The following is a 26,958-nucleotide window of genomic DNA, read 5'->3' as shown; positions in this document are numbered from 1 at the left end:
CCTTACCCTATCGTTCTCTCAAGAACGCTCAGCCAGTTGCGATAGGCGATCTTCTCGATCAGCGCGCGCCCGAAGCCGCGTGCCATGAGCGCATCGATGAGCTTGGGCAGGCCGGCGACGTCGCCGATGACGGCGGGGATCATGGCGCCATCGAAATCCGATCCCAGCCCGACGCCGTCCTCGCCGAGCGCCTGCAGCAGCGAGTCGATATGGCGCACCATGATGTCGAGACCGGTATCGGCATTCATCCTGCCGTCCTCGCGCAGGAAGCCGGTGGCGAAGTTCAAGCCGACCATGCCGCCCGTTTCGCGGATCGCGCCGAGCTGCCAATCGGTGAGGTTGCGCGAATGGCCGCAGATCGCATGCACGTTGGAATGGGTCGCGACCAGCGGCGCATCGCTGATATCGGCGACATCGCGAAAGCCCTTCTCGTTGAGATGCGAGAGGTCGATCATGATCTTGAGCTGATTGCAGGCCTTGACCAGCGCCTTGCCCGCATCGGTGAGGCCAGGCCCCGTGTCCGGCGACGACGGAAAGCGGAACGGCACGCCGTTGCCGAAGGCGTTGGGGCGGCTCCAGACGATGCCCAGCGAGCGCAGCCCGGCGGCGTGCAGCACGTCGAGCATGGCAAGCTCCGGGTCGATCGCCTCGACGCCCTCGATGTGGAACACCGCCGCGATCGAGCCCTTCGCCATCGCCTCGCGCACTTCACCGGCGCTGCGGCAGACGGTCAGCGCGCCTGCCCGCTCCAGCCGGAACAGGATCGACGCCATGCCGATGGTCGAGGTGATCGCCTCGGCGCGTGGCAGTTCCGGCGGCAGCGGCTCGTTGTCGCTCGGCGCCGGCGGCACGGCGCTGCGCTTGGTCTTTTCGACCGGTGGCGGGAAGATCGCGAACATGCCGCCGGCGAAGCCGCCCTTCCTGGAGCGCGGCAGATCGATATGGCCGCCCGGCGTGCCTTCGATGAACAGCTTTTCGACATCCGCTTCCTTCGACTGGTAGAGCCTGAGCAGCGTGTCGTTATGGCCGTCAAAGACGGGGATGAGGTCGGTTGCGGTCATCAGGAGGCCATTGGCTTGAGGTGGCAGGCCGCGGACGGCGAGTCCGCGGGCGATACCTCTACTTAGGCAAGATGGCCAAATCGCGCAAATGCCAGAGGCGCGCTTGCATTTGTGGCGGCCCGCCCCAAGGGGCGGGCGAGCTCACTGCTTCAGCACGTCGGCCCATTCCGGATGGCGGCGGAACTGGGCGTTGGCGAACGGGCAGAGCGGGATGATCTTCTTGCCGGCCGCGCGCGCATCCTCGACGGCGCGGGTGACGAGGCGAAGCCCGGCGCCCTGGCCGCGAAACGCATCCGGCACCTCGGTGTGGTCGATGATGAGGATATGCTCGCCGACTTTGGTGAAGGTCGTCTCGGCCTCGGCGCCGCCCGGCCCGCGCAGGACATAGCGGCCCTTGGAGCCGCGATCCTCCAGTTCGACCTCGGGCAATTGATCAGCCATTGCTTACGCTCCCTTCAACCGGCACGGCGGCGAAGAACCGCCGCGCCGCCTCGATTTCATTCGGCCGCACCTCGTGCCCGCCATCGTGCCATTCCACTGTGACATCGGCGCCATCGGCGCGCAAATAGGCCTCCAGCCGCGATGTCAGGCTGGGCGGACAGATCGGATCGCGTCTGCCGGCCGTGATCAGCATATGGCGGCCAGCAAGGCTACCTTTCACATCCGGCTCGAACGGAATGAGCGGATGCATCAACACTGCCGCGTCGAGCAGGCTGGGTTCCGCGAACGCCACCGAGGCCAGGATGTTGGCGCCGTTGGAATAGCCGAGCCCGAGAACGGTCGACGGTTTCGCCGCCTCGACATGCGCCTTGATGAAGCCGGCCATCTTGCCGGTCGCCCGCGCAAGATCGTCCATATCGTAGACGCCCTCGCCGGTGCGGCGGAAGAAGCGCCCGGCGCCCTGCTCCGACACATCGCCGCGCGGCGACACGATGGTCGCCGAAGGCAAAAGCTCTCGGCCCAGCGATACCAGCTGGTTCTCATCGCCTCCTGTGCCGTGGAAGACGAACAGCAGCGGGCTGCCCGGCGAACCGGGCAGCAGCTTGTGGATGTAAGCGTCCTTGCTCATCACCGTGCCTCTCAACCTTCCAACTTCTGCAGGTGCTGTTCGAGATAGGGCCGCAGGTGCTGGTGCTGCGTCGGCAGCTTCAGCGCCTCGCCGAGATGCGCGGTGTCCTCGTCGCGGTTGAAGCCCGGTTCATTAGTGGCCACCTCGAACAGCACGCCGCCCGGCGTACGGAAATAGATCGCCCAGAAATAGTCGCGGTCGATCACCGGCGTCACCTGGTAGCCGGTGTCCATCAGCGCCTTGCGCACTTCGAGCTGTTTGGCACGGTTCTCGACGGCGAAGGCGACATGGTGGACGGAGCCAGCGCCGAGATTGGCGAAGCCCGCGCCCGGCAGCGATTCGATGTCGACGACATCTGCGCCATTGCCATTCTTGATCGCCAGCCGGCGGATATTGCCGGACTTGTCGACCTCCTCGTAGCCCATGAACTTCAACAGCTCCTCGGTGGCGCCGCCGTCCTTCAACCTCAGCGCGACCGAGTGGAAGCCACGGATCGCCTCGTCGGCCGGGACCCCGCCCTTCACCCAGGGCGCGCGGCTGTCCGCCTTGTCCTCGACCAGAGCAAAACCGTCGCCATCGGGACCGGCGAAGTTGAGCCGCTTCTCGCCGAAGCTCTCGGTGCGGGAAACACCGCTCACGCCTTCATCGGCAAAGCGCTTCTCCCAATAGGCCAGCGTGCCTTCGGGCACCGAATAGACCGTGGTGCCGACCTCGCCGACTCCATGCCGGCCCTTGCCGATGTTGGGGAACGGGAAATAGGTCATCACCGAACCCGGCGTGCCGACTTCGTCGGCATAGTAGAGATGGTAGACGTCGGGCGCGTCGAAATTGACGGTCTTCTTGACCCGGCGCAGGCCGAGCTTCCTGGTGAAGAATTCATTGTTCTGGCGCGCATCGCTGGCCATCGAGGTCACGTGATGCAGGCCCTTGATCTGGTCGAGCATTGTCTTGCTCCTTCCGTTTTGGCTGGTGCGGCCCTCGCCGCTGTCCACGCCAATATGAGGATAGGCACGGTCGCGGCAAAGGACGCAAACACAGAATGGACTGTGCTGTAAAAGTGAACAATACTGCATCATTTGTTCACCAATCAACAGATGGGCAGGGCCTTGCGCGGCAGCCTGAATTCGGCTCCATGAGCGGCGTGCCGGATGAGGAGACAAGCGCTTGGCCAGCTTGAGCGGACGCCCCAATATTCTTCTGATCACATGCGACCAGTGGCGCGGCGATTGCCTGTCCGCCACCGGTCATCCCGTGGTGAAAACGCCGAACGCCGACGCGCTCGCCGCCGACGGCGTGCTGTTTCGCCGCCACTATGGCGGCGCGGCGCCGTGCTCGCCGGCGCGCGCCTGCCTCTATACCGGCCTCTACCAGATGAACAACCGCGTCTGCCGCAACGGCACGCCGCTCGATGCCCGCCACGGCAACATCGCACTTTCGGCCCGGGCGCTCGGCTATGACCCGACGCTATTCGGCTATACCGACATGTCGCTCGATCCGCGCCTGCTTTCGCCCGGCGACCCCAGGCTGACAAGCTATGAGGGCGTCCTGCCCGGGTTCAGCGTGCGTCAGTTCCTGCCCGAACATCAGAAGCCTTGGCTGTCCTGGCTGCAGGCCCAGGGCATCGATGCCAGTGCTGGCTATCCAGACATTCACCGTCCGGTTGGCGAACCGAACGACCTCGTAACCAGGGCGCCGCCCGTTTACTCGAAGGACCAGACCCCGACGGCCTTCCTTGCCGGCGAGTTCATCCGCTGGCTCGGCGAGCAGGAGCGCGCCGCGCCCTGGTTCGCGCATCTGTCCTTCATCAGCCCGCACCCGCCCTTCATCGTGCCTGAGCCTTACAACACCATGTACGCTCCGGCCGATGGCCCTGCCTTCAACCGCGCCGGCAGTTGGCAGGCAGAAGCGGAGAGGCATCCCTACCTGGCTTACGATCTCGGCCGGCAGAACCGGAAAAGCTTTCGCCCCGGTACCGAAGGCAGCGTACGCGACTGGGGCGAGGACAACATCCGCGCCATCCGGGCGATCTACCACGGCATGATCTCCGAGGTCGACGCGCAGCTCGGCCGCCTTTGGCAGGCGCTCAAGGCGGCGGGCGCCTGGGATGACACCATCATCGTGCTGACTTCCGACCATGCCGAGATGATGGGCGATCATTTCATGCTCGGCAAAGGCGGCTTCTTCGATGGCGGCTACCACATCCCGCTGATCATCCGCGACCCGCGCCAGCGCCAGACGGCCGGCGGCAAGGTCGAGCGCTTCACCGAAGCCGTGGACATATTGCCGACCGTGCTCGATCTCGTCGGCGAGGATCCTCCGCCGCATCTCGACGGCCGTTCGCTGAGGCCGTTCCTCGAGGGCGGCACGCCTCGCGATTGGCGCGACGCCGCGCACTGGGAGTTCGACTTCCGCTCGGTCGCCGGCGGCGAGGCCGAGCGCCATTTCGGCATCGCCTCGCGCCAGTGCAACCTTGCCGTCATCCGCACCGAAGACTTCAAATATGTGCATTTTGGCGGTGGCCTGCCGCCGCTGCTGTTCGATCTGGCGAAGGATCCAGGCGAGTTGACCAATGTCGCCGCCGACCCCGCCTATGGCCCGGTGCGGCTTGAATTTGCCGAGAGGCTGCTTGCCTGGCGCGCCGAACATCTCGACCAGTCGTTGGCGCTGGCGGAGCTGACGGAAGGTGGCGTGGTTGGATACGTGAGTGAGGCAGTAGGCAGTAGGCAGTAGGCAGTAGGCAGTAGGCAGTAGGCAGTAGGCAGTAGAAATTTCCAAACGGCCCGTGCTTGGCCAGATCAATTTCTACTGCCTATTCCCTAACGCCTACTGCCTAACGCCTATTCCCTCACCGTACAATCATCCTCTGCTGGTCCCGCTTCTCGGCATAGCTGCCCTTGTCATAGGCCGCCTGCGCTTCGAGCTGTTCCTTGGTGAAGGTGGTGTAGAGATATTTCTTGCCGTCCTTGTCGGTCATGAATTTGAGGTTGTCCATGCCGACCGCGACTTCCTTTTCGCCCATGCCGAGGAAGCCGCCGACATCGACGATCACGGCGTCCGGCTTGTTGTCGGGCGTCAGCACGACATCGCCGATCTCGCCGACCTTGACATCATTGGCTCCGTAGACGGTCGTCCCTTTCAGGTCATCGCCTCGGATCTCGCCGACCGGCATCTCTGTCAGCGCCGATTTGTCGATTGCCGCGGTCTGCGTTGGATCGGTTGCCTTGGCGTCAGGCGCAGGGGCAGGCGCGGCGGGGGCCACAGCTGTCTTGTCCATCGGCGCCGGAGCGGTCGAGGTCGGAGCGGCGGCCTTCGGGACCTCGGTCGACGCCATGTTTGCCGGCGCCGGATCGTAGGCCTTGCGGTTGAAATCAGGCTGCGCCTGCAGCTCTTCCTTGGTGGTCTGGACGACCAGCCAGCGGTCGCCGTTCTTTTCTGCCTTTTGCGCCTTGGCGAAATCATAGGCGACATTCTTTTCGCCCATGCCGAGGAACCCGCCGACGCCGATCACGAGCGACTTGGCCTGGCCGTCCTTAGTGAGCACGATGTCGTTCACATCGCCGATGCTCTGAGCGTCGTCAGCAGTGCCGTTGTAGACGAATTCGCCGATAAGGTTCGTGGCAAGGTTCCCCTCTGCCTTCTTCACGGGTTCAGCCGGCGCGGCGTTCATGTCGACAGGCTTCTGCGCGCCAGTGCTGTCCGTCGTGGTTGACGGCGCCTGCGCTGTTGTATTGGTCTCAGCAGCCGGGGCTGGGTCATAGGGTTTTCTGTCGAAATCCGGCAGCGCCGTCAGCGCTTCCTTGCTTGTCTCCGCGACCAGCCAGCGGTCGCCGTTCTTTTCGACCCATTGCAGCTTGTCATAGTCGAAGGCGACATCCTTCGCGCCTATGCCAAGGAAGCCGCCGACGCCGATGACGGCGGATTTCGCCTTGCCGGTCTCGTCAAAGACGACATCGCTGACCGTGCCGATACTCTGCGCATCGTCGGCCGTGCCGTTGTAGACGGATTCGCCGATGATGTTGGTGGCGAGGCTGCCCTCGGCATGCATCACCGGGGCGGCGGGCGCTTCGTTCTGCGTGGCTGGCGCCGGCGTCGTCGCCGTCTGCGCATGGACGCCGGTTGCAATCAGCGTGGCGAGTGCGGTGGTCGCAAAAAGGGTGCGGATCATGGTGCTCTCTCCTCGTGCATGATTTTGCGCACGCCGCGCCGTCGCTGGAGATCGGCCGCGGCGTCTCTACAGCTTCACAACGTCGTGACCACAGCGTTGTTCCGAAAAATGCGGGTGCACGCTCTCGGCAAGCCCATGAAATCGCTGGCCGGCTAACCGATTTAATAGTTCCGGGGAACCTTTCTCCGGTCATCCCGTTTCAGCCTGCGGCTGAGCCCTGTCGTGGCTCAGTGCGATGAACGGAGTGGGGCATGCGATTTGCAGCGGTGCTGAACCGGGACGGCGGCACGTTGCGGACCACCGATCTTTCCAGTTTTTCCGACCGGCTGCGCCAAACGCTCGAGGCCGCCGGCCACGCTATCGACGTCGATGTGGTTGCCGGCGAAGACATCGCGGCTGCCCTGCAAAAGGCGGTCCGGCGGCGCGGCGTCGACGTCGTGCTGGCCGGTGGCGGCGACGGCACCATTTCGGCCGCGGCCGGACTGCTGATGAACCGCAGGACGGCGCTGGCCATCCTGCCGGCGGGCACCATGAACCTCTTCGCCCGCGGGCTTGGCGTTCCGCAGACGCTTGACACGGCGCTGAAGTCCCTTGCCGATGGCGAGGTGATGGCTGTCGACATGGCGAGCGCCAATGGCCGGCCTTTCGTGCATCAATTCTCGATCGGTCTGCATGCCAGGATGGTGCAGCTGCGCGACAGCATGGAATTCGGCTCGCGCCTGGGCAAGATGCGCGCCTCGGCGCGCGCCGCCTGGGCGACGATCAAGAACCCTCCGGCCATGAAGGTGACGCTCACCATCGGCGAGGCCGAGATCGTGACGCGCGCCACGGGCATCGGCATCACCAACAATCTGTTCGGCGAAGGCCACCTGCCCTATGCCGACAACCCGGCAGGCGGCGTCCTCGGCATCTATATTTCGGTGGCGCGCAGGCGTGGCGAGCTGGTCAGGGTTTTCCTCGACATGGCGCGCGGCAAATGGCGCGACAGCGCGCATGTCGAAATCCATCAGGCGGAGAGCGCCAGGCTGAAGATCCACGCGGCAAGCAGCAAGTACCGCGCCGTCATGGATGGCGAACTGGTCAAGCTCGAGCGCGAGACAGTGATTGAAATCCACCCCGGGTCTCTAAGGGTGCTGGTACCGTCTCGCGTCGCACGGGCAGAGGCGGCGTGATGCACCGGACAACGACAAGGACGCGCCCTCTAGCTTTTCGGCCTCTGCTCGGTGATCGGAGCCTTGATCACTTCGCCATAAATCTCCGCAACCCCCGAAGCGATGAATGCCAGAAGCAGCGCCGCGACAAGGATCTTGAGCACATTGCTCCCCCCGCGCCCCTGGCGGGCGTTCTCCGCGGGAATGATCTTGGACATGATCCGCCTCCGTATCATTTGGCACCGGCCGGCGCGTCTGGCACAGTATGCTCGGGTAACGGTTCCTTGCCGCGAAGGTTCCGAAGCCAGGGGCAATGGCAAGCGGCCGCGTGGGGGCGGGCTGCGGAGCGGGGCACTTGGGGGCTTGGTGGATAGCAGGGTTCGCAAAGCGCCGGCACTGCCGGCCGATGTCCTTGGCGCGGTGAAGGCTGAGCACCGCCTTGCCGTGCTTCATGGTCTGCTTGACACGGCGCCCGATCCTGATTTCGACCGCATCACCGCTCTTGCCGCCGCTGTGCTTCAGGCGCCGATCGCGCTGATCGCCCTGGTCGATGCCGAGCGCCAATGGTTCAAATCCAGCCTGGGCCTGGACGAAACCGAAACCAACATGGGAATGCCCTTCAGTGCACATGCCATCGCCGCTGGCGACGAGCCGATGGTGGTGACCGACGCGACCCTCGACCCGCGCTTCGCCACGAGTCCCGCAGTCACCGGCAAGCATCAAGTCCACTTCTATGCCGGCGTGCCGATGGTCGTGGCGGGTGCCCGTATCGGCACGCTCTGCGTGCTCGACCGCAAGCCGCACGCCTTTCCGTCCGCCGATCAGCTCGGCCAACTGAAAGCACTGGCCGAGCTCGCCGCCAGCATGTTTGCGCTAAAGGACGCCACCCGTAGCGGCGCTATCGCAAAAGAGGCGCTGGCGCAGGAGGAAAAGCGCCGCGCCATCGCGCTCGACGCTGCCTCGCTGGCCAGTTGGGCATGGGACATCCGCACCGACATCATCGAATGCGACGTCCTGCTGTCCGAGCTTTTCAACCTGCCGCGCTCGAACCGGCTCAAGGCGCGCGACATCCTGGCGGCCATCGATCCGCGCGACGTCTATCAGACCGAGACGCGTTTTCGCGATGCGCTGACCGGCAGCGATGACTATTTCGGTGAATACCGGGTGAAGGGCATCCACCCGCCGCGCTGGATCGCCACGCGCGGCCGGGTCATCGAACGCGACGGCGATGGCAAGCCGACACTGATCTTCGGCGTCAACTACGACATCACAGAGCGCAAGCTCGGCGACGAGCGCCAGCGCCTGTTGCTGCGCGAACTGAACCACCGCGTCAAGAACACGCTGGCGACGGTGCAGGCACTGGCGACGCAGACCGTTCGCCACGCCCGCCAGCCGAGCGAGTTCCTGGAAGCCTTCGGCGCCAGGCTGCAGGCGCTGGGCGCCGCCCACAATCTCCTGTCCGATCGAGAATGGCGCGGCATCGGCATCCACGAACTGGTGCAGATCGAAGCCAAGCCGTTCGACAGCGCCGAGCAGCCGCGTATGACGATCACCGGCGACGACCTGCTGCTTACCCCCGACCAGGCGGTGGGGCTTGGTCTTATCCTGCATGAGCTGGCTAGCAATGCCCTGCAGTACGGATCGCTCTCGGTGGCGTCCGGCAGGGTCGAGCTCGGCTGGAAGACGCAAGGCAGGAAGGGCGCTCGCCGCCTTGTATTGACCTGGCGCGAAACCGGCGGCCCGCAGGTGGAGCCGCCGGATCGTCACGGCTTCGGCTCGATCCTGATCCGTCGCAGTCTGGCCAAGGTCATCTCCAGCGCGGTGAAGCACGAATTCCGCCCGGACGGCGTCTTCGCCGAAATATCGATGCCGCTGGAGGACCTGCCCAAGTAGCTTCAGCGACCAGCCTGTCCGTCGTCCGGATCTGTGTCGTTATCCGGCTTCACATTCTCTCGATAGATCGCATAGGCGGCGAGCGCCAGCACCGGACCGAGAACGGCGCCGAGCCCACCCTTTCCCTTGAGCAGCACCGGCAGCGCGGCGAGCGCGGCGGTGATGCCGAGCGCCTTCATATCGGCGCTGCGCCGGCGCGCCCGACGCCGCGCGCGCAGGCCCGCCGACAACTGGTAGACAACGAGGATAAGTCCGGCGATCACGAGGAAGCCGACGCCGAAGCCAAGTGACGTTGCCATCGGGCCATAGCGCCCGACGGCCCAGATATAGGCCGCTCCGATGAGGAAGCCGAGGCCGGTGAGCGCGGCAAGCGCGGCTATGACATAGACGATCGCCGCCGTTCGCGCGCGGCCCAGCGCGGCAATCGCCTCACCGGAGGCGAGAGCCGAAATCAGCGATGCCAGCACTCCCATCTGTGCGGAACTAGCGCCGCGCCAGAAGCGCGATCAGAAAGCCGACGCCCGCCGCGATCGCCAGCGAGGTCACCGGCTTTTCGCGCACACTGGCCGTGATCTGCGCCTCGATGTCCCTGGCATTGCCGCGCAAGTTGTCGAAGGCAGCTTCGCCCTGGGCGCGCAATTGTTCGACTCCCTCGGTGGCAGCGCGCCGCGCGGTTCCATAACCGTGCTCGCCGGTCTTGGCCAACTGCCTGGTCAGCTTGTCGATGTCGGCTTTCAGTTGTCTGATGTCGGCTTCGAGGTCTGAACTCGTCCGGCCGTCGTTCGCGGTTTTTCCTGCGGCGGTCGCCATGGCTTAACTCCTTGCGTTTGCTTACTTTCAACGCCCGGCACACGGCAAGGTTCCGGGCTAGGAAATCGAATTGGCGGAACAGTTCGGCGCGGCAGCGCCCCGATCCGAACCGTTCGCTCCTGTACTATCAAAAATTCGTCGGCGCTCCGACATAACTTTTTAAATGACAGGCCGCCCGATAGCGCTCATGACTGCCTCTTCTGGGAGACATGCCCAAGGAGATTTTGCTCGGTGCCATTGCTTGACGGATTGCGGATTCTCGTCCTTGAGGACGAATTCCTCATCGCCGCGGATGTCGAACAGCTGTGTCGCGACTACGGCGCCGGCGACGTGGTCGTTGCCGGCGACCTTACGGAGATCGAGCCGGAGCATCTGGCCGCCCAATTCGACGCGGCCATCGTCGACCTGATGCTGAGCGGCGCCTCCACCCTCGACTTTGCGTCGCGGCTGCGTGCATCCGGCCTGCCCTTCATCTTCGCCTCCGGCTATTCCGACCTGGACGAATTGAAGACATCCTTTCCGGAGATCCGGCTGGTCAGCAAACCCTTTTCCGGGGAGGATCTCGTCGAGGCGGTGGCGGCCGCCTGCGGTCGCGGGCCGCTTGCGTGATCGCTGAAACCCGGCTTCGAGGTCCGGATATTCAGGCGGCGTTCGACCCTGTCACTTGCGCCGAGATCGCATCCGGGCCGTACTCGTCTTCGCCGGATATCTTCAGGATCTCCTGCAGCCTCGCGCGCGCGCGGCTGACGCGGCTTTTGATCGTTCCTACGGCGCAGCCGCAGATTTCCGCCGCTTCCTCGTAGGAAAAGCCCGACGCGCCGATCAGGATGATGGCTTCGCGCTGATCCTCCGGCAACTGTTCGAGCGCGCCGCGAAAATCCTTCAGATCGAGCTGGCCGTGCTGGGCCGGATGGACGGCGAGCCTCGCCGTCATGATGCCGTCGCTGTCCTGCACCTCGCGGCCGCGCTTGCGCATCTGCGAATAGAACTCGTTGCGCAGGATGGTGAACAGCCAGGCCTTGAGATTGGTGCCCGGCTGGAAGCTTTCATGCTTGTCCCAGGCCTTGACGAGCGTTTCCTGCACCAAATCGTCGGCCTTGTCGGCGTTTTGCGTCAGCGACACGGCAAAGGCGCGCAGGCTCGGGATCGAGCCGAGCAGGTCGGTCTTGAAGCTCTGCGAGACGGCCGCCATGCCTCAATCCTTTTTCCGCGCCGGGTCTGCCTGTTCCAGTTGGCTGAGCAACTGGGCGAAGCGGTCCGGCACCTGATCGGAGACCAGCTCGTCGTAATATTGCTTGAGTTTGCGGCCGATTTCCGAGTTTGGCCCGAGCGGGTCACCGGAAGCAGCCCGGCGCCTGCCTGCGGCGCCAGCCGAAGTGTCTTTCGTCATGTCCTTCATTTCGCCCTTTATTTCCAGCACCCTGGCCGCCCCTAACACGCAACGCAAAGCGGCACCCTCGTCTGGTTGCCCGTCCCGACCTCAAACGTCGTCCCCTTATATTAGTTCCACACAATAGGAACTTTTTCGGAAAGCCGGCGTTTCATTTTTTCGGGGCTTGCCATGGGCTTGACCGGCAACCTATGCAACTGCGTCATCTGAGGGAGACGTCCATCATGAGCCTTTCCGCCACCATCGCGCCGCATCTGCCGTTCCTGCGCCGCTTCTCACGCGCCGTCTCCGGATCGCAGGAGAGCGGCGACGCACTGGTCGCCGCGATGCTTGAGGCCATCATCTCCGATGTCGACATCTTTCCCCAGGCGTCGAACGACCGCATCGCGCTCTACAAGGTCTTCGCCAGGCTCTTCACGTCGATAGCCATCCGGGTTCCGCAGGAGCACGCCCAGTCGGCATGGGAACAACGGGCCGCCGCCAATCTCAACGCGATCGCCCCGCGTCCACGGCAGGCCTTCCTGCTCGTCGCCGTCGAAGGCTTCAGCGAAGACGAGGCGGCCGAGATCCTGGATGCCGACGAGCAGGAATTCTCCGACCTGCTTGCCCAGGCGAGCAACGAGATCTCCCGCCAGGTGGCGACCGACGTGCTGATCATCGAGGATGAGCCGCTGATCGCCATGGACATCGAGGAAATGGTCGAGAGCCTTGGTCATCGCGTCGTCGGCACCGCGCGCACCCATGCCGAGGCGGTGGCGATTTTCGGCAAGACCAGGCCGAAGATGGTGCTCGCCGACATCCAGCTTGCCGACGGCAGCTCGGGCATTGAGGCCGTGAACGAGATCCTGTCCTCCACGCCGGTGCCGGTGATCTTCATCACCGCCTTTCCCGAACGCCTGCTGACCGGTGAGCGGCCGGAACCGGCCTTCCTGGTGACCAAGCCGTTCAACCCGGACATGGTCAAGGCGCTGATCAGCCAGGCGCTGTTCTTCGATCGGCAGGCGAAGGCGGCGGCTTAGCACCGGCGCCGATCCGGCACCCATCCCTATCAAAGACGCCTGCCGGCGCGCTCGCCGAGAGCGCGGCGGCAAGGCTCGGGAAATCGCGTTCCGGCCACTTCCAGGGGTCGTCTTTTTCGGCAAATGGTGGAACAAACACCAACCGACCACGTTTTACCGCAGCATTGGAAGGAGACGGATCATGCTTTACTGGGCGCTCGTATTTCTTGTCGTGGCGATCATCGCCGGTGCGCTTGGTTTCGGCGGCATCGCTGGCACCTCGGCCGGCATCGCGCAGATACTGTTCTTCATCTTCCTCGCCTTCCTGATCATCTCGCTCGTTGCCGGCCTGTTCAAGCGGGCGTGAGGGCGAGGCTCGACCGAACACTGGAAGCCGCACCCCTCAAACGGTTTCCAGCCACCGCCGGGCGGTATCCTCCAACGAGATGCCGCTCGGCGGACCGCATTTGGAGCCCTCATTAAGGAACTCATTTTGCAATGAGCCTTGCAGCCTGGGTTCGGTGGCAAGCGATCGATGCGTTCCAAGGCCGCAGACATGAATGAAAGCAGGCAGGGCGAAGAAATCATCGCCCTGCAGTCGGTCGAAAGCGGAAAGCAGCTTGGCCGGGCTCTTCTCCACGCGCTGCACAATGCCGGCATTTCGGTGCTCTACGAGGACCGCGACATGAAGACGGTCTGGGCGCGCAACATGCGCGCTCCATGGGTCGCGGACACGGCCGACAGCAACGGCATCCTGCCGCCGGCGCAGGCCGAGCGTATCGGCGCCGCCAAGCGCAGCGTCATAGCCTCCGGCAATCCTGAACGGCTCGAGCTCGGCGTGCCCGCCGAGGACGGCGTACGCTGGTTCCAGGTCTGGATCGACGCCGATCACGGTGAGGGCGGTGAGGTGCAGGGCGTCGTCACCACCATGGTCGAGACCACCGAGCAGAAACGCCGCGAGCAGACGCTGAAGACGCTGCTGCGCGAGGTCAGCCACCGTTCGAAGAACCTGCTCGCCATCATCCAGAGCATCGCCACCCAGACCAGCCGCTATTCCGGGACGTCTGGTGATTTCCTGACCCGCTTCCGCGGCCGGCTGCAGTCATTGGCCGCCTCGCAGGATCTGGTGACATCTTCCAATTGGCGGGGGGCGGAGCTTCACGAGCTCGTTTCCGGCCAGGTCGGCCGCTACGCCGCCGACCCCAGGCGCAGCGTGCGCTTCCACGGGGCAAACCCCTATCTCAATCCGAACGCCGCCTTGCATGTCGGTCTCGCCATGCATGAGCTCGCCGTCAATTCGGTGAGCTACGGCGCTTTGTCGCGGCCGAACGGCCATGTCGAGGTGAAGGCCAGACTGACATCTGCCGCCAACGGCGAACCTGCTCTGTCGCTGACCTGGGCCGAAGCCATCGGCGGCCGCGAGATCAGGCGCAACGAGAAGCGCTTTGGCAGCGTCGCCCTGGAGCGTGTCGTGCCGACGTCGCTGAACGGCACGGCGACGCTCGAGATCACGGAAGATCGTCTCGAGTATGACCTCGTCATTCCCAGGGGCAATTTCGAAACGGACTGACACAGGCGCGCCGAAGACGGCGCGGTGGCGCGCGGACAGCATCCTTAACCGGCTGTTCACCATAAAGTCCGATGCTGTTCTTCCCAGATGACGCTGAAACCTGGCGATGGCCCGAGGCCACCGTCTGGTCCGGCGTGACGGGGGAGGAATGGTCTTGATGGTTGCCGACATGAACAGGCTGGAGCAGGCCGCCCGCGTCTCGATGAGCGGTTTCCAGGATGCCGAAGCTCCGCCTTCGACCCCAGCCCGCGCCAGCCATCCGGTGCTTCGGCTTATCGCCGTTGTCCTGGTCGCGGCCATCGCGCTGACATTGGCGATGCAGTTCAACTGACGTCCGCGATCCGCTGTTGCGCGCCTGACCGCCAAAATATTAGAGCACTGCATCGCCTGCGCAGGAACTTTGCCCGTTTTGGTCCGTTTTTATGGTGAGAGGATTCTCGCCATGGAACATATTGCAGCCTTGCTGCTGGTCATCGGCTGCTCCAGCTCCATGACCGAATGCCGCGAATTGTCGGTGCCCGTCAGCGTCTTCGAGACAGCTGAGCAATGCACCGCCGAGCGGCCTTTCGCCATGGCCGACGTTCAGGACCAGGCTCCTCATGTCGTTGCCGAGTGCCTCGCCGTCGATCCGGCCCTGGAGGACGATTACGACCAGGTCGTCTGGAACGTGCGTCCGGACGGCAGGCTCGACGCGTCCTTGCAGGTCTCCAGCCTCGTCCTCGCCTCCAACAACAGTGCGCGCCCCGAAAAATCCTATCTTGATCAACAATAAAATCGAGCGGGCAAAGGCCGTTGTTTCATGTTAAATGGCGGTTGTAGCCTCCTAAAGTGAGGACAAAGGAGAGGTGACTCTATGCGGAAGATGATTATTGCCATGGTTGCGGTTGTCGCTGTCAGCGGCTGCAGCACGACCGAGCGGGACGTTGGCGTTGGCGCCGGTGTCGGCGCTGTCGCCGGTGGCCTGATCGGCGGCACCAAGGGCGCGCTGATCGGCGCGGCCGTTGGCGCCGGCTCGGGTCTGCTGGTCCGCAACCTGCGCAATGGCTATTGCCAGTATCGCGACAATCGCGGCCGTCTCTACACGGCCCGCTGCTGATCGCTTCGGATCAGGCGCAATAGGAACGGAGGCCGGCTCGTCCGGTCTCCGTTTGTCTGTGCCGCCTGAAAGTGATCGTTCAGAGCGAGCGGGGCACGATCATTTCACCCCGCCAGCGGGATCCTGATTTTCACCTCCAGCCCCTCGGCGCGAAAATCGCGCTTGATCGTGCCGCGCAATTCGCGCGTGACGTTGAGGTCTATCAGCTTGGTGCCGAAGCCGGTCTTGGCCGGTGCTTCGAGCTGCTTCTGCCCGGCTTCACGCCAGTTGAGCACCAGCGTCCGATCCCGGCCGCGCCCTTCCAGCAACCAGTCGACCTTGAGCGCCCCCACGGAATTGCCGGCCTCGCCATATTTCAGTGCGTTCGTCGCCAGTTCGTGGAAGGTCAGGCCAAGCGCCTGGGTCATCGTCTCGTCGAGCAGCACTTCCGGACCCGACAATATGCCTTCGGGAATCTCCTTGCCGAACACCTGGCCAAGCTCGATGCGCAGGAGATCGCCGAGATCGGCCTTTTGCCAGCGCGAGCGGGTCAGCATGTCCTGGGACGCCGCCATCGCCTGCAGCCGCGCCGCGAAGGATGACGAGAACTCCTTCACGTCGGTGGCGTGCGAGGCTGTCTGGCGCGCGATCGCCAGCACCCTGGTGATCGAATTCTTGATGCGATGCTTCATCTCCTGAAGCATCAGCTCCTTTTCGAGCAGGCTCTTTTCCGTCGTCTCGTGCAGCAGCGACACCGCGTCATAGGCCCGCTCCTGATAACGCGCCACCAGCGCGATCGCGCCGGCGAGCAGCAGCCCGAACAGGCCGAGCATCACCGGAATGGCGCGTGAGGAGGGCAGTGAGAAAGCGCTTGTCGGCCGGAACAGCACGGTCCAGGGACGGCCGGCGACGACGATCTTGCGGGTCACCAGCAGCCTGTCACCGAAGGCCTCGACCGGCGGCGTCTCCGACCGGAACAAGAGATTGTCGGCGTCCGGCTTGCCGTCATAGATCTCGGTGTTGACCGGCAGGAGTGGCGTACGGCTGAGCGCGGTCTGGAACAGATCGCGTGCGCGGAACGCCGCATAAAGGAAACCGGCGGTCGAGGAGCGGCTGGCGTTGATGACGTCTGGCGCGGTCTCGACATTGAGCCGCACGAAGACCAGGAACCCCGGGAAGGTCTGGGTGGCGCCGGTTCCCTGGCCGAGTTGGACCAGGCCGCTTGCATGCTGCTGATCGTCGGCCATTGCCTTTTCGATCGCCGCCCGCCGCACCGGCTCGGTGAACATGTCGAAGCCGATGCTGGCCTGGTTGGACGGGTCTATCGGCTCGAACATCACGATTGGCGTGCGCCAGGGTTGCGTCGTGGCGGGGTAGACCTGGTGGGCGACGCCGTGGTCGCGCAGGATGTCGCGCTCGACCGCCGCCTCGTCGCCGGCCTTGGCCAGCCGCAGGAAGCCGATGCCGCGCAGGCCGGCGAAATTGCTGTCGACATCGAGCGCGCTGAAGAACGCCTTGAACTCGCCGCGTGAAATGTCGCCATTGCGGGCGTCGAACAGCGCCTGGGTCGAGCGCAGCAGCGAAAGATGGAGATCGATGCGGCTTTCGATGCGGTTGAGCGCATCGTCCGCGGTCGCATCGAACTTGATTCGCGCCGCTTCCTGCGTGGCGAAATAGGCGAACCCCGCCATTGTCAGGCTGATCAGCGCGACGGCGATGAAGGCGACGATCGGGAAGAACTTCTTCAAAGGATGGCGTTGCCCCTGAGCATACGCACCTTTATGGGCAAGTCGCCGCGTCAACACAATGGCGCGGTCAAACCATCATGACGCCTGGCCCATCCGCAAGCGTCACTTAGCCGGCTTACAAACATCAGGCGGCGATCTTCAGTGCGCCCGGCCCGGGAATGGCACCGGGCGGGCACTTGCCGAGGATGATCATGCCAAGCACCTCGTCCTGGGTGACGTCGCTGGTGCGCGCGGTGCCGACCACCTGGCCGTTCTTCATCACACAGACCCGGTCGGCGAGCTCGAACACGTCGTGGATGTCATGGCTGATCAGGAAGATGCCGATACCGTCGGCCTTGAGCTGCTTGACGAGCTCGCCGACCTGCGCCGTCTCCTGCGGCCCGAGTGCGGCCGTCGGCTCGTCCATGATCAGGATCCGGGCGTTGAACAGGATGGCGCGCGCGATTGCCACCGACTGCCTCTGGCCGCCGGAAAGCTTGATCACCGGCTCCTTGAAACGTTGGAAGCGCGGATTGAGCCGGCCCATCACCTTGCGCGCCTCGGCCTCCATCGCGACATCGTCAAGCGTGCCCCAGCCGGTCATCAACTCGCGGCCGAGGAAGAGGTTGGCCGCGGCGTCGACATTGTCGGCGAGCGCCAGCGTCTGATAGATCGTCTCGATGCCGTATTTCTTGGCGTCGCGCGGATTGGCGATCGACGCCTCTTCGCCGTTGACGAAGATCAGGCCGGCGTCTCGCTTGTAGGCGCCGGACAGGATCTTGATCAGCGTCGACTTGCCGGCGCCGTTGTGGCCGAGCAATGCCACCACTTCGCCCGGGAAAAGATCGATCGAGGCGTCATCGACGGCGCGAATGCCGCCAAAGGCGATCGAAATGTTGCGCATGTCGATCAGCGGGACTGCGGAGGGAGCGGTTTTCTCGGTCATGATCCTTCTCCTGCCTTACACGCGCTTGCGGTAGACGGTGTCGAGCCAGACGGCGACGACCAGCACGGCGCCGACGACGATGCTCTGCAGCGGCGAGTCGATGCCGAGCAGCACCATGCCGGACTGCAGCGACTGCATCAAAAGCGCGCCGAGCATGGCCCCCAGCACGGTTCCCGAGCCGCCGGCGAGCGAGGTGCCGCCGATGACGGCTGCGGCGATGACCAGCAGTTCGTCCAGCGTACCCAGCGCGTTGGTCGCGGCGTTGAGGCGCGCCGACGAGATCGCCGCGCTGATCGAGGCCAGCACGCCCATGATCATGAACACTTTCATGGTCACCCAGCGCGTGTTGATGCCGGCGAGCGAGGCCGCCTCCGGGTTGCCGCCGATGGCGAAGACATAGCGGCCGAAGCGGGTGCGTCTGGTGATGAAGGTCATGACGATGCCGACAGCGACCGCCATCAGAACCGGGATGGCGATGCCATGGGCGATGAACAGACCGCCCTCGGGGATGGTGATGCCGTTCTGCTCGGCGTACTGGCGCACGATGCCGACCGGCCACGGATAGGAATTGGCGACCCAGACCGCGCCGATGATGGCGGCGCAGGCGACGACGCCAAGGAAGATTTCGGCCCAGACCGGGCGCAGCGGAAAATTGAACCGCTTGCGCTGCGAACGGCCGTTGAGCAGCGCGAAGGCGACCCCCGCGCAGGCTACGATCCCGACGGCCCAACTGGCGGTGGCGCCGATCGAGCCGCGTGGCCCGCCGCCCATCAGCTGGAAGGTGGCGTCGAGCGGCGCGACCGTGCGGCCGCTGGTGATCATCCATGCCATGCCGCGCCAGACCAGTAGGCCACCCAGCGTGACGATGAAGGCAGGCACCTCCATATAGGCGATGATGAAGCCCTGGAACGCGCCGATCGCCAGGCCAAGCACCACGCCGGCGGCGAGCGCGATGATCCAGAGCCAGGGATTGCCGAGCTGGAAGCCGATGACGCGAATGAGGAATTCGGCCTGCGCCACGCCCATGATCATGCCGACCACGCCTTCGACGGAGCCGACGGAAAGGTCGATGTTGCGCATGACGATGACCAGCACCATGCCGGTCGCCATGATCGCCACCGAAGAGGTCTGCACCGACAGGTTCCAAAGGTTGCGCGGGGTCAGGAAAAGTCCGCCCGACAACAGGTGGATGCCGATCCAGATGACCAGCAGCGCGCCGACCATGCCGAGCATGCGCGTGTCGAGTTCGGTTGCCTTGAGGAAGCGGCCGACGGCGCTGAGTTCGGCTGCCCGTGCCCGGTCCGCGGCGGCGACCGTGCTTGAGGTCGTATCGGTCATGATCTCCTCCCACCGGTCTGCCGTCTGGCGCGGTTGCCGGAACATGATGCTATTGGCTTTCCCGGCTCATTTGAAGCGGGAAGCCCTTTGACAGACGCCGCGGCTTTTGGGCCGCGGCGCCGAGTTATCAAACCGGCAAGGCCCGGCTTAGTTGCAGGCGGCGACGGCACCCGCGGCGACGCCGGCGCAGACTTCGTCCTTCTTGATCCAGCCCGCGTCGATGACGACGTTGAGGTTGTCCTTGGTGATCGCCACTGGCGTCAGGAACAGCGACTTGACGGTGTTGCCGCCCGGCGTGGTGAAGTCCTTGACGCCGGCGATGTCGGTCATCTTCTTGCCGTCGGCCAGTGCCGAGGCGATCTCGGCGGCGTTCTTGCCAAGCTCGCGAGCGTCCTTCCACACCGACACCGTCTGCGTGCCGAGCGCTATACGGTTGAGCGCGGCATGGTCGCCGTCCTGGCCCGATACTGGGACAGTTCCGGCCAACCCTTGAGCCGTCAGCGCGGCGACGACGCCGCCGGCGGTGCCGTCATTGGCCGCCACCACCGCATCGACCTTGTTGTCGTTGGCGGTCAGGAACTGCTCCATGTTCTTCTGGGCGTTGGCGGGCAGCCAGCCATCCGTATAGGCCTCGCCGACATTCTTGACCTTGCCGCTGTCGATGGCTTCCTTCAGGACTTCCATGGAGCCGGCGAACAGGAAATCGGCGTTCGGATCGGCGCCCGAGCCCTTGATGAAGACATAGTTGCCTTCCGGCTTGACCTTGAACACTTCGCGGGCCTGCATGCGGCCGACTTCCTTGTTGTCGAAGGTCAGGTAGAAGACGTCCTTGTTCTCGATCAGCCGGTCATAACCGACGACCGGAATACCCTCGTCCAGCGCCTTCTGCACCGCCGGCCCGATGGCCGAAGCGTCCTGCGCCAGCACGATCAGCGCATTGGCGCCCTGCGAGATCAGGCTTTCGACGTCGGTCAGCTGCTTGCCGGGATTGGACTGCGCGTCGGCGGAAATATACTTGTCGCCGGCCGCTTCGATGGCCTTCTTCATCGCCGCTTCATCGGTCTTCCAGCGCTCTTCCTGGAAGTTCGACCACGACACGCCGATGACCTTGTCCTTCGCCTGAGCGACCGACGCGAGCGTCAGCGACATGGCGACACCCGCCAGGATGGCGGCTGCAAATTTCTTCATAATATCCTCCCTGCGCCAACTGTGGCGCGACCCAGACTGGCCCTGAGGCCGGCATAGAGGCTTTTTTTCGAGCCCCGAAAAAATAGTGATCCAACGCCGGAGCGCTGTCAACATCGATTCTGATGGATTCGGAGGTGCTGGCGAATTTTTTTCGAGCCCCGGAATAAATAAATGACAGGCTGGCCGGCTTCTGCCAGTATTTATACGGTGTCGCCGACGGCCCTTCAGATCAAAAACGGCCGCGACGACCGGGAGGAAAATAGGGCATGTCGGTTGGAATCCGCCACGACGATCTGCGCCGACGCAACCGGGCGATGGTGATTTCGGCCGTGCGCCGTGCCGGCCAGCCGTCGCGGACCGAGATCGCCGCCACCACCGGCCTCAGCCATTCGACCATCTCGGCGATCTCGTCCGACCTGATCCAGGAAGGCATCCTGACCGAGAGCAAGGCCAGCGAGGCGGGTGCGCTGAAGCGAGGCCGGCCGCAGGTCGGGCTTGCCCTCAATCCGGAAGCCACGGCGGTGATGACGGTGGTCCTGTCGCTGAACTTCCTCTCCGTCGCCGTCATCGATTATGCCGGCCAGGTCATTGCCGAGGAGCAGCGCCGCCTCGACACGCTGACCATGCCGCGCGACGAGCTGATCGGAGAATGCGTCGCCATCGTCCGGCGCCGTTTCGAGGATCCCGACCTCGATGTCCGCGGCGTCGCCCGCATTGCCATGGGCATACAGGGCATCACCGACACCCATGCCCGCGCCATGCTGTGGTCGCCGATCACGCCGCAGACCGACATTGCCTTCGCCGACATACTGGAAGCCGAGTTCGGCGTTCCGGCCACCATGGAGAACGACTGCAACATGATGGCGGTGGCGCTGCAGTGGCGCGATCCCGAGCGCTACCGCGACGACTTCATCGCCATCCTGCTCTCGCATGGCATCGGCATGGGGCTGGTGCTGAAGGGAGAACTGTTCACTGGCACCCATTCCTCGGGCGGTGAATTCGGCCACATGATCCACCGGCCGGGCGGCGCGCTGTGTCGCTGCGGGCGGCGCGGCTGCGTCGAGGCCTATGCCGGCAACTACGCCATCTGGCGCAATGCCAAGGAGATGGGCGAGGATGCCGCGCCGGTCGATGTCAGCGACGCCGACATGCGCTCGCTCGCCGCCAGGGCTCGCGCCAGCGACGGCCCGGAGCGCGAGGCCTATCGCAAGGCCGGCGAGGCGCTCGGCTTCGGCCTCGGCAGCCTGTTCGCGCTGATCGATCCCGCGCCCGTCGCCATGGTCGGTGTCAGCGCCGCCGCTTTCGACCTGATCGAGCCGGCGCTGCGCGAGGCGATCGCTCAGACCGCCGGCGGCCAGCATTCGAAATCGATCTCCTTCGACACCGAGCCGAACGAACTGCCGCTGATCCGCGAAGGCTGCGCCATGCGGGCGCTCGGCTTCGTCGACCAGGAGATTTTCGCGCCGGGCGTCCAAGCGAAGGGCAGCGCCACCGGGAAGAACGTGGCCTGAGCGTCAATCTTCCCTGATCGCGTAGCCCGCACCGCGTATGGTGCGGATAACGTCGGGCATGCGGCCATTGTTGACCGCCTTGCGCAGCCGCCCGACATGCACGTCCACGGTGCGCTCGTCGATGTAGATCGTCTCGCCCCAGACATTGTCGAGTAGCTGGCTGCGCGAGAACACCCGGCCGGGATGGCGCATCATGAATTCGAGCAGTCGGAATTCGGTCGGCCCGAGCCTGATCTCGCTCTTCTTGCGGTAGACGCGGTGCGACTCGCGATCGAGCACGATGTCGCCGACCTTGAGCATGCTGGACAGGACTTCCGGCTTGGCGCGACGCAGCAGCGCCTTCACCCGCGCCATGAACTCCGGCGTCGAAAACGGCTTGACCAGATAGTCGTCGGCCCCGGTCGAGAGGCCGCGCACCCGGTCGCTTTCCTCGCCGCGCGCCGTCAGCATGATGATCGGCAGTCGCTCGGTCTCCGGCCGCATCCTGAGGCGGCGGCAGAGCTCGATGCCGGAAACCGCCGGCACCATCCAGTCGAGCACCAGAAGGTCGGGCACGTTCTCCTGCAGCCGGATCTCGGCCTCGTCGCCGCGCGTCACCACCTCGACCTGGTAGCCTTCCGATTCCAGATTGTAGCGGAGCAGCACCCCCAGCGGCTCCTCGTCCTCCACCACCATGATGCGTGGCGCGATCATCTGCAGGTCACCCTTCTTCTCAGGCCGCCGGCGCCGACATCGCCGTCTCGTCCAGCTTCGGACGATTGGCGGGCAGTTGCTGGCCGGTCAGCACGTAGTAGGCGTTCTCGGCGATGTTGGTGACATGGTCGCCGATGCGCTCCAGATTCTTGGCGCAGAACAACAGATGCGTGCAAGCGGTGATGTTGCGCGGATCTTCCATCATGTAGGTCAGCAGCTCGCGGAACACCGAGGTGTATTTGACGTCGATGCGTTCGTCGTCGTTGCGGAGCTTGGCGAGCGCAGCCGCATCCGCGGCGGCGTATTCCTCGATGACCCCTTGCACCTGGACCAGCACCAGCTGCGCCATGCCGTCGATGGAATGCGAGAGATCGCGCGGCGTGACGCTGAGGCCGACGGTGCCGACGCGCTTGGCGATGTTCTTGGCGAGATCGCCGATGCGCTCGAGGTCGCCCGCCATGCGGATCGAACCGACCACGGCGCGCAGATCGTTGGCCATCGGCTGGCGCTTGGCGATCAGCGTGATGGCGCGGTCGTCGAGCTCGCGCTGGCGCGCATCCATGATGGCGTCGTCGGACACCACGCGCTGCGCCAGCGCGTTGTCGGAATTGAGCAGCGCGCGCGTCGAGCCGGCGACCATCGAGCGGGCGAGATCGCCCATGTCGGCGATCAGCTTGCTGATCGCCCCGAGATCCTCGTCGAAAGACGCAACCGTATGATGTTCACCCATGATCCTGTCCTCGTGCTTGGAAATCAGCCGAACCGGCCGGTGATGTAGTCCTGGGTGCGCTTGTCGTCAGGGTTGGTGAACATCTTGTCGGTGGCGCCCTCCTCGACCAGGTAGCCGAGATGGAACATCGCCGTGCGCTGCGACACGCGCGCCGCCTGCTGCATCGAGTGGGTGACGATGACGATCGTGTAGTTCTGGCGCAGCTCGTCGATCAGTTCCTCGACGCGGGCGGTGGCGATCGGGTCGAGCGCCGAGCAGGGCTCGTCCATCAGGATCACCTCCGGCGACACGGCGATGGCGCGGGCGATGCACAGGCGCTGCTGCTGGCCGCCGGACAGGCCGGTGCCGGGCTCCTGCAGGCGGTCCTTCACCTCGTTCCAGATCGCCGCCTTCTTCAGGCTGGATTCGACGATCTGGTCCATGTCGGCCTTGCGCTTGGCCAGCCCATGGATGCGCGGGCCGTAGGCGACGTTCTCGTAGATCGACTTCGGGAACGGGTTGGGCTTCTGGAACACCATGCCGACGCGGGCTCTCAGTTCGACGACGTCGATGCTCTTGTCGTAGATATCCTCTTCGTCGAGCGTGATCTTGCCGGTCACGCGCGCCGAATCGATGGTGTCGTTCATGCGGTTGAGGCAGCGCAGGAAAGTCGACTTGCCGCAGCCCGAAGGGCCGATCAGCGCCGTCACCTGGTTGAGGCGGACGTCGAGATTGACGTCGAACAGCGCCTGCTTCTCGCCATAGAACACGCCGACCTTGTCGCCGCGCATCTTGATCACTTCGTTCGACTTGGCGTTCATCTTGTCGCCCACTGCGTTTTCAAGAGACTGTTCGGTCATGATGTTCATACCAGATGCCTTCTTTTACCAGCGCCGTTCGAACCGGCGCCTGAGCACGATCGCTGTGATGTTCATGGCCATGAGGAAGACGAGCAGGATGATGATGGCTCCCGACATGCGCTCGACGAAGGCGCGTTCGGCCTCGTTGGCCCACATGTAGATCTGCACCGGCAGCGCGGTCGCCGGATCGAACGGCGTCTTCGGATAGTCGGCGACGAAGGCGACCATGCCGATCAGGAGCAGCGGCGCGGTCTCGCCGAGCGCGCGCGCCAGCCCGATGATGGTGCCGGTCAGGATGCCCGGGGCGGCAAGCGGCAGGATGTGCTGGAACACCATCTGCATCTTGGAAGCGCCGAGGCCAAGCGCCGCCGAGCGGATCGACGGTGGCACGGCGGCAAGCGCTGCGCGGGTAGCGATGATGATCGTCGGTAGCGTCATCAGCGTCAGCACCAGGCCGCCGACGAAGGCGGCCGAGCGCGGCATGCCGAGGAAGTTGATGAACACCGCAAGGCCGAGCAGGCCGAAGACGATCGACGGGACCGCTGCCAGATTGTTGATGTTGACTTCGATCAGGTCGGTGAAGCGGCTCTTTTTGGCGAACTCCTCCAGGTAGATGGAGGCGGCGACGCCGATCGGCAGCGCCAGAAGCAGCACGATCACCATCATGTAGAAGGAGCCGATGATCGCCACGCCCATGCCCGACGTTTCCGGACGGCTGGAGGCGCCATAGCTGAACAGGCCCTTGTTGAAATGCTCGGCCATGGTGCCGTCGGCCTTGAGCTGGTTCATCCAGGCAATCTGCTGGTCCGAGACCTTGCGGCGCGCTTCCTCGACGTTGAGGTCGATCTGGCCCTTGAAGGCGGAATCGAGATTGGCGGCGGCGAGGATGTCGACGTTGCGCGTTGTGCCGATGACCGACGGGTCGGCGGCGACGATGTCGCGCAACTGCACGCGCGCGCCCTCCGACAGGAAGCCCTTCAGCTTCAGTGCCATCGGCTTGTTGGAGGGGTCGATGCCGAGCTTGGCCATCAGCGCCTTGTCGGCAAGCTTGGGATAGTTCGCCTTGATCAGCACGTCCGGATCGCTGGCGCGCTTGTTGGAGGGATCGATGATCTTCTCGTCGAAAGTGATCGGCAGCGACACTGTCGTCTGCCAGAAGGCGGTGTAACCCTTCGAGACGATGGTGATCAGCATGATGGCGAGGAAGGCGAGGCCGACCGAGATCGCCAGCACGCCGTAGATGCGGAACCGGCGCTCGGCGGCATAGCGGGCCTTGAGGCCGATGTCGCGGCGCGCGGGAGCCGCGGTGCGGACCATCGTATCCAGCGGGATATCGGTCATTCGTACTGCTCCCGGTATTTGCGCACGATGTAGAGGGCGACGATGTTCATCACCAGCGTCAGCGCGAACAGCGTGATGCCGAGGGCGAAGGCGACCAGCGTCTGCGGCGAATTGAATTCGAGGTCGCCGGTCAGCTGGTTGACGATCTTGACGGTGATGGTCGTCATCGCCTCGAACGGATTGGCGGTGAGATTGGCCGCGACGCCGGCCGCGAGCACGACGATCATCGTCTCGCCGATGGCGCGCGAGGCGGTGAGCAGGATGGCGCCGACGATGCCAGGCAGTGCCGCCGGCAGGATCACTCGCTTGATCGTCTCGGAGCGCGTCGCGCCGAGGCCGAGCGAGCCGTCGCGCATGGCGCGCGGCACCGCGGTGATGATGTCGTCCGACAGGGAGGATACGACCGGGATCAGCATGACGCCCATGACCAGGCCGGCGGTAAAGATGCTCTGGCCCTGGATGAAGGGCGAACCGCCGGTCAGCGCCGCCGAGAGATCGCGCAGGAACGGGCCCAGGGTGACGACGGCGAAGATGCCGTAGACGATGGTCGGAATGCCGGCCAGCAGCTCGAGCGCCGGCTTCACCACCGAGCGCACCTTGGGCGAGGCGTATTCGGCCATGTAGACGGCCGACATCAGGCCGACCGGCACCGCCACCAGCAGGGCGACGAAGGCGATGTAGAGCGTGCCGGCCAGCAGCGGGATCAGGCCGAACTGGCCCTGGCTGCCGCCCGAGCCCGCCGCGGCGAAGCGCGGATCCCATACAGTGCCGAAGAAGAAGCTTGCCGGCGAGACGCTCTCGAAGAACTGGATGGTCTGGAACAGCATCGACAGCACGATGCCGACCGTGGTCAGGATGGCGATGGTCGAGGCCGCCAGCAGCCCCCACAGCATCAGCCGCTCGACATTGTTCCTGGCGCGCGCCCGCGGCGCGACCTGGCTGAGCGCATAGAAGGCGCCGGCGGCCGACAGCACGAACGTGAGGACGGCGCCAATCAGGCCAAGCCTGTCCTGCACCGCATTCGTCTCGACGGCGATCGGGATCATGTAGTCCTGGGTGTCCGTCGCCAGCGCCACGCCCTTGGCCGCGAGCAGCGGCTGCAATTCGGCGAAGCTGGCGGGAAGCTGGGTGTTGGCGTCGAGCTGGCGCAAGCCCTTGGCGAGGCTCTTCACCAGGCTGACATCGAGCGCTTCGCTGGCGACGGCGCTGTCGGCGGTGCGCTCGGGCAAGGCGGCGTGGATGTGGCGCTCGAGATAGACGGAGGAACCGATGTTCCAGACGGCAAGCAGCAGCAGTGCCGGCAGCACGGCGAGCAGGAAGGCCCACCAGCCATGATAGTGGGCGCGCGAATGCGGCTTCACCGAGCCATTGTCCTGCGCCACGGCCCGTTGGCGGCCAATGAAGAATGCGACCAGGCCGATGGCAACGACTACGGCAAGTACGAGCATGGACGACATGAACCC

The 26,958-nt window shown here is 64.6% G+C and carries 30 protein-coding genes; 11 read left to right on the top strand and 19 right to left on the bottom strand.

Annotated features, from left to right (window positions below):
- Nucleotides 1-2 precede the first annotated feature (2 nt).
- The 4 genes from JG743_RS06915 to JG743_RS06900 form a co-directional block, all read right to left on the bottom strand.
- The gene (locus JG743_RS06915; RefSeq protein ID WP_202299058.1) at nt 3-1,061 is read right to left on the bottom strand and encodes a dipeptidase; all 1,059 of its coding nucleotides are present in this window, start codon (nt 1,059-1,061) and stop codon (nt 3-5) included.
- Between the two features lie 141 nt (nt 1,062-1,202).
- The gene (locus JG743_RS06910; protein ID WP_202299057.1) at nt 1,203-1,502 is read right to left on the bottom strand and encodes a GNAT family N-acetyltransferase; all 300 of its coding nucleotides are present in this window, start codon (nt 1,500-1,502) and stop codon (nt 1,203-1,205) included.
- Complete coding sequence (locus JG743_RS06905) at nt 1,495-2,130, bottom strand: alpha/beta hydrolase (RefSeq protein WP_202299056.1); 636 nt, start codon at nt 2,128-2,130, stop codon at nt 1,495-1,497. Before JG743_RS06905 ends, JG743_RS06910 begins: the two co-directional genes overlap by 8 nt.
- Before the next feature lie 11 nt (nt 2,131-2,141).
- A complete protein-coding gene (locus JG743_RS06900) occupies nt 2,142-3,074 on the bottom strand; it encodes a VOC family protein (protein ID WP_202299055.1) in 933 nt (310 codons plus the stop codon).
- Nucleotides 3,075-3,294: 220 nt separating this feature from the next.
- Here JG743_RS06900 and JG743_RS06895 point away from each other — a divergent pair, with 220 nt between their 5' ends.
- Nucleotides 3,295-4,860 carry an alkaline phosphatase family protein gene (locus JG743_RS06895; protein WP_202299054.1) on the top strand — a complete coding sequence of 522 codons (1,566 nt, stop codon included), beginning with the start codon at nt 3,295-3,297 and terminating at the stop codon, nt 4,858-4,860.
- A gap of 115 nt (nt 4,861-4,975) precedes the next feature.
- On the opposite strand, the gene JG743_RS06890 is transcribed toward JG743_RS06895, so the two are convergent.
- Nucleotides 4,976-6,295, bottom strand: coding sequence for a PRC-barrel domain-containing protein (locus JG743_RS06890; RefSeq protein ID WP_202299053.1), 1,320 nt, complete (start codon nt 6,293-6,295; stop codon nt 4,976-4,978).
- A 251-nt stretch (nt 6,296-6,546) separates the two neighbouring features.
- On the opposite strand from JG743_RS06890, the gene JG743_RS06885 reads away from it, so the two are divergent.
- Nucleotides 6,547-7,467, top strand: coding sequence for a diacylglycerol/lipid kinase family protein (locus tag JG743_RS06885; protein WP_202299052.1), 921 nt, complete (start codon nt 6,547-6,549; stop codon nt 7,465-7,467).
- A 29-nt stretch (nt 7,468-7,496) separates the two neighbouring features.
- Here JG743_RS06885 and JG743_RS06880 read toward each other — a convergent pair whose 3' ends face one another.
- Complete coding sequence (locus JG743_RS06880) at nt 7,497-7,664, bottom strand: hypothetical protein (protein ID WP_202299051.1); 168 nt, start codon at nt 7,662-7,664, stop codon at nt 7,497-7,499.
- A 148-nt stretch (nt 7,665-7,812) separates the two neighbouring features.
- On the opposite strand from JG743_RS06880, the gene JG743_RS06875 reads away from it, so the two are divergent.
- Nucleotides 7,813-9,339 carry a sensor histidine kinase gene (locus tag JG743_RS06875; protein WP_202299050.1) on the top strand — a complete coding sequence of 509 codons (1,527 nt, stop codon included), beginning with the start codon at nt 7,813-7,815 and terminating at the stop codon, nt 9,337-9,339.
- A 2-nt stretch (nt 9,340-9,341) separates the two neighbouring features.
- On the opposite strand, the gene JG743_RS06870 is transcribed toward JG743_RS06875, so the two are convergent.
- Together JG743_RS06870 and JG743_RS06865 are read right to left on the bottom strand one after the other, a co-directional pair.
- Nucleotides 9,342-9,812, bottom strand: coding sequence for a hypothetical protein (locus tag JG743_RS06870; protein WP_202299049.1), 471 nt, complete (start codon nt 9,810-9,812; stop codon nt 9,342-9,344).
- 10 nt (nt 9,813-9,822) lie between these two features.
- Nucleotides 9,823-10,149 (bottom strand): DUF883 family protein, encoded by a 327-nt coding sequence (locus tag JG743_RS06865; RefSeq protein WP_202299048.1) that lies wholly within the window; start codon nt 10,147-10,149, stop codon nt 9,823-9,825.
- A gap of 237 nt (nt 10,150-10,386) precedes the next feature.
- Between JG743_RS06865 and JG743_RS06860 the strand changes: the two genes are divergently transcribed.
- Nucleotides 10,387-10,758 carry a response regulator gene (locus tag JG743_RS06860; RefSeq protein ID WP_244673176.1) on the top strand — a complete coding sequence of 124 codons (372 nt, stop codon included), beginning with the start codon at nt 10,387-10,389 and terminating at the stop codon, nt 10,756-10,758.
- A 31-nt stretch (nt 10,759-10,789) separates the two neighbouring features.
- Here JG743_RS06860 and JG743_RS06855 read toward each other — a convergent pair whose 3' ends face one another.
- On the bottom strand, nt 10,790-11,341 hold the full coding sequence (locus JG743_RS06855; protein WP_126057999.1) for an RNA polymerase sigma factor: 552 nt from the start codon (nt 11,339-11,341) through the stop codon (nt 10,790-10,792).
- A 3-nt stretch (nt 11,342-11,344) separates the two neighbouring features.
- Nucleotides 11,345-11,548 carry a NepR family anti-sigma factor gene (locus JG743_RS06850; protein WP_202299047.1) on the bottom strand — a complete coding sequence of 68 codons (204 nt, stop codon included), beginning with the start codon at nt 11,546-11,548 and terminating at the stop codon, nt 11,345-11,347.
- Between the two features lie 215 nt (nt 11,549-11,763).
- On the opposite strand from JG743_RS06850, the gene JG743_RS06845 reads away from it, so the two are divergent.
- From JG743_RS06845 to JG743_RS06820, 6 genes are all read left to right on the top strand, one after another.
- On the top strand, nt 11,764-12,558 hold the full coding sequence (locus tag JG743_RS06845; RefSeq protein WP_202299046.1) for a response regulator: 795 nt from the start codon (nt 11,764-11,766) through the stop codon (nt 12,556-12,558).
- Nucleotides 12,559-12,739: 181 nt separating this feature from the next.
- The gene (locus JG743_RS06840) at nt 12,740-12,904 is read left to right on the top strand and encodes a DUF1328 domain-containing protein (protein WP_040592574.1); all 165 of its coding nucleotides are present in this window, start codon (nt 12,740-12,742) and stop codon (nt 12,902-12,904) included.
- Nucleotides 12,905-13,072: 168 nt separating this feature from the next.
- Nucleotides 13,073-14,107: a sensor histidine kinase gene (locus JG743_RS06835; RefSeq protein ID WP_202299045.1), complete on the top strand. Its 1,035-nt coding sequence runs from the start codon at nt 13,073-13,075 to the stop codon at nt 14,105-14,107.
- A 157-nt stretch (nt 14,108-14,264) separates the two neighbouring features.
- Entirely contained in the window at nt 14,265-14,438 is a 174-nt protein-coding gene (locus JG743_RS06830; RefSeq protein WP_202303194.1) for a hypothetical protein, read from the top strand.
- 111 nt (nt 14,439-14,549) lie between these two features.
- Nucleotides 14,550-14,879 (top strand): hypothetical protein, encoded by a 330-nt coding sequence (locus tag JG743_RS06825; protein ID WP_202299044.1) that lies wholly within the window; start codon nt 14,550-14,552, stop codon nt 14,877-14,879.
- An 81-nt stretch (nt 14,880-14,960) separates the two neighbouring features.
- Nucleotides 14,961-15,203, top strand: a complete 243-nt coding sequence (locus JG743_RS06820; RefSeq protein ID WP_127392029.1) for a YMGG-like glycine zipper-containing protein — start codon at nt 14,961-14,963, stop codon at nt 15,201-15,203.
- Nucleotides 15,204-15,307: 104 nt separating this feature from the next.
- On the opposite strand, the gene JG743_RS06815 is transcribed toward JG743_RS06820, so the two are convergent.
- The 4 genes from JG743_RS06815 to xylF form a co-directional block, all read right to left on the bottom strand.
- On the bottom strand, nt 15,308-16,930 hold the full coding sequence (locus tag JG743_RS06815) for a CHASE domain-containing protein (protein ID WP_202299043.1): 1,623 nt from the start codon (nt 16,928-16,930) through the stop codon (nt 15,308-15,310).
- Between the two features lie 124 nt (nt 16,931-17,054).
- Nucleotides 17,055-17,855: an ATP-binding cassette domain-containing protein gene (locus JG743_RS06810; protein ID WP_202299042.1), complete on the bottom strand. Its 801-nt coding sequence runs from the start codon at nt 17,853-17,855 to the stop codon at nt 17,055-17,057.
- Between the two features lie 15 nt (nt 17,856-17,870).
- Nucleotides 17,871-19,193: a sugar ABC transporter permease gene (locus tag JG743_RS06805; RefSeq protein WP_202299041.1), complete on the bottom strand. Its 1,323-nt coding sequence runs from the start codon at nt 19,191-19,193 to the stop codon at nt 17,871-17,873.
- Nucleotides 19,194-19,340: 147 nt separating this feature from the next.
- Nucleotides 19,341-20,381, bottom strand: coding sequence for a D-xylose ABC transporter substrate-binding protein (xylF, locus tag JG743_RS06800; protein ID WP_202299040.1), 1,041 nt, complete (start codon nt 20,379-20,381; stop codon nt 19,341-19,343).
- 266 nt (nt 20,382-20,647) lie between these two features.
- On the opposite strand from xylF, the gene JG743_RS06795 reads away from it, so the two are divergent.
- Nucleotides 20,648-21,892 (top strand): ROK family protein, encoded by a 1,245-nt coding sequence (locus JG743_RS06795; protein WP_202299039.1) that lies wholly within the window; start codon nt 20,648-20,650, stop codon nt 21,890-21,892.
- Nucleotides 21,893-21,895: 3 nt separating this feature from the next.
- Here the strand turns inward: JG743_RS06795 and phoB are convergent, their stop codons facing one another.
- Genes phoB through pstC form a run of 5 tightly spaced genes read right to left on the bottom strand, consistent with a single transcriptional unit; the run spans nt 21,896 to nt 26,952 of the window.
- Nucleotides 21,896-22,585 (bottom strand): phosphate regulon transcriptional regulator PhoB, encoded by a 690-nt coding sequence (phoB, locus tag JG743_RS06790; RefSeq protein WP_006203872.1) that lies wholly within the window; start codon nt 22,583-22,585, stop codon nt 21,896-21,898.
- Between the two features lie 19 nt (nt 22,586-22,604).
- Complete coding sequence (phoU, locus tag JG743_RS06785) at nt 22,605-23,315, bottom strand: phosphate signaling complex protein PhoU (protein WP_202299038.1); 711 nt, start codon at nt 23,313-23,315, stop codon at nt 22,605-22,607.
- 23 nt (nt 23,316-23,338) lie between these two features.
- Nucleotides 23,339-24,163: a phosphate ABC transporter ATP-binding protein PstB gene (pstB, locus tag JG743_RS06780; RefSeq protein ID WP_202299037.1), complete on the bottom strand. Its 825-nt coding sequence runs from the start codon at nt 24,161-24,163 to the stop codon at nt 23,339-23,341.
- A 15-nt stretch (nt 24,164-24,178) separates the two neighbouring features.
- Complete coding sequence (gene pstA / locus JG743_RS06775) at nt 24,179-25,495, bottom strand: phosphate ABC transporter permease PstA (protein WP_202299036.1); 1,317 nt, start codon at nt 25,493-25,495, stop codon at nt 24,179-24,181.
- Complete coding sequence (gene pstC, locus JG743_RS06770) at nt 25,492-26,952, bottom strand: phosphate ABC transporter permease subunit PstC (RefSeq protein ID WP_202299035.1); 1,461 nt, start codon at nt 26,950-26,952, stop codon at nt 25,492-25,494. The genes pstA and pstC overlap by 4 nt, the downstream gene beginning before the upstream one ends.
- Nucleotides 26,953-26,958 lie beyond the last annotated feature (6 nt).

This window comes from Mesorhizobium sp. 131-2-1, assembly GCF_016756535.1.
Classification (GTDB): Bacteria; Pseudomonadota; Alphaproteobacteria; order Rhizobiales; family Rhizobiaceae; genus Mesorhizobium.
The sequence above is the reverse complement of the archived record's forward strand: the minus strand, read 5'-3'. Positions and strand labels throughout refer to the sequence as shown.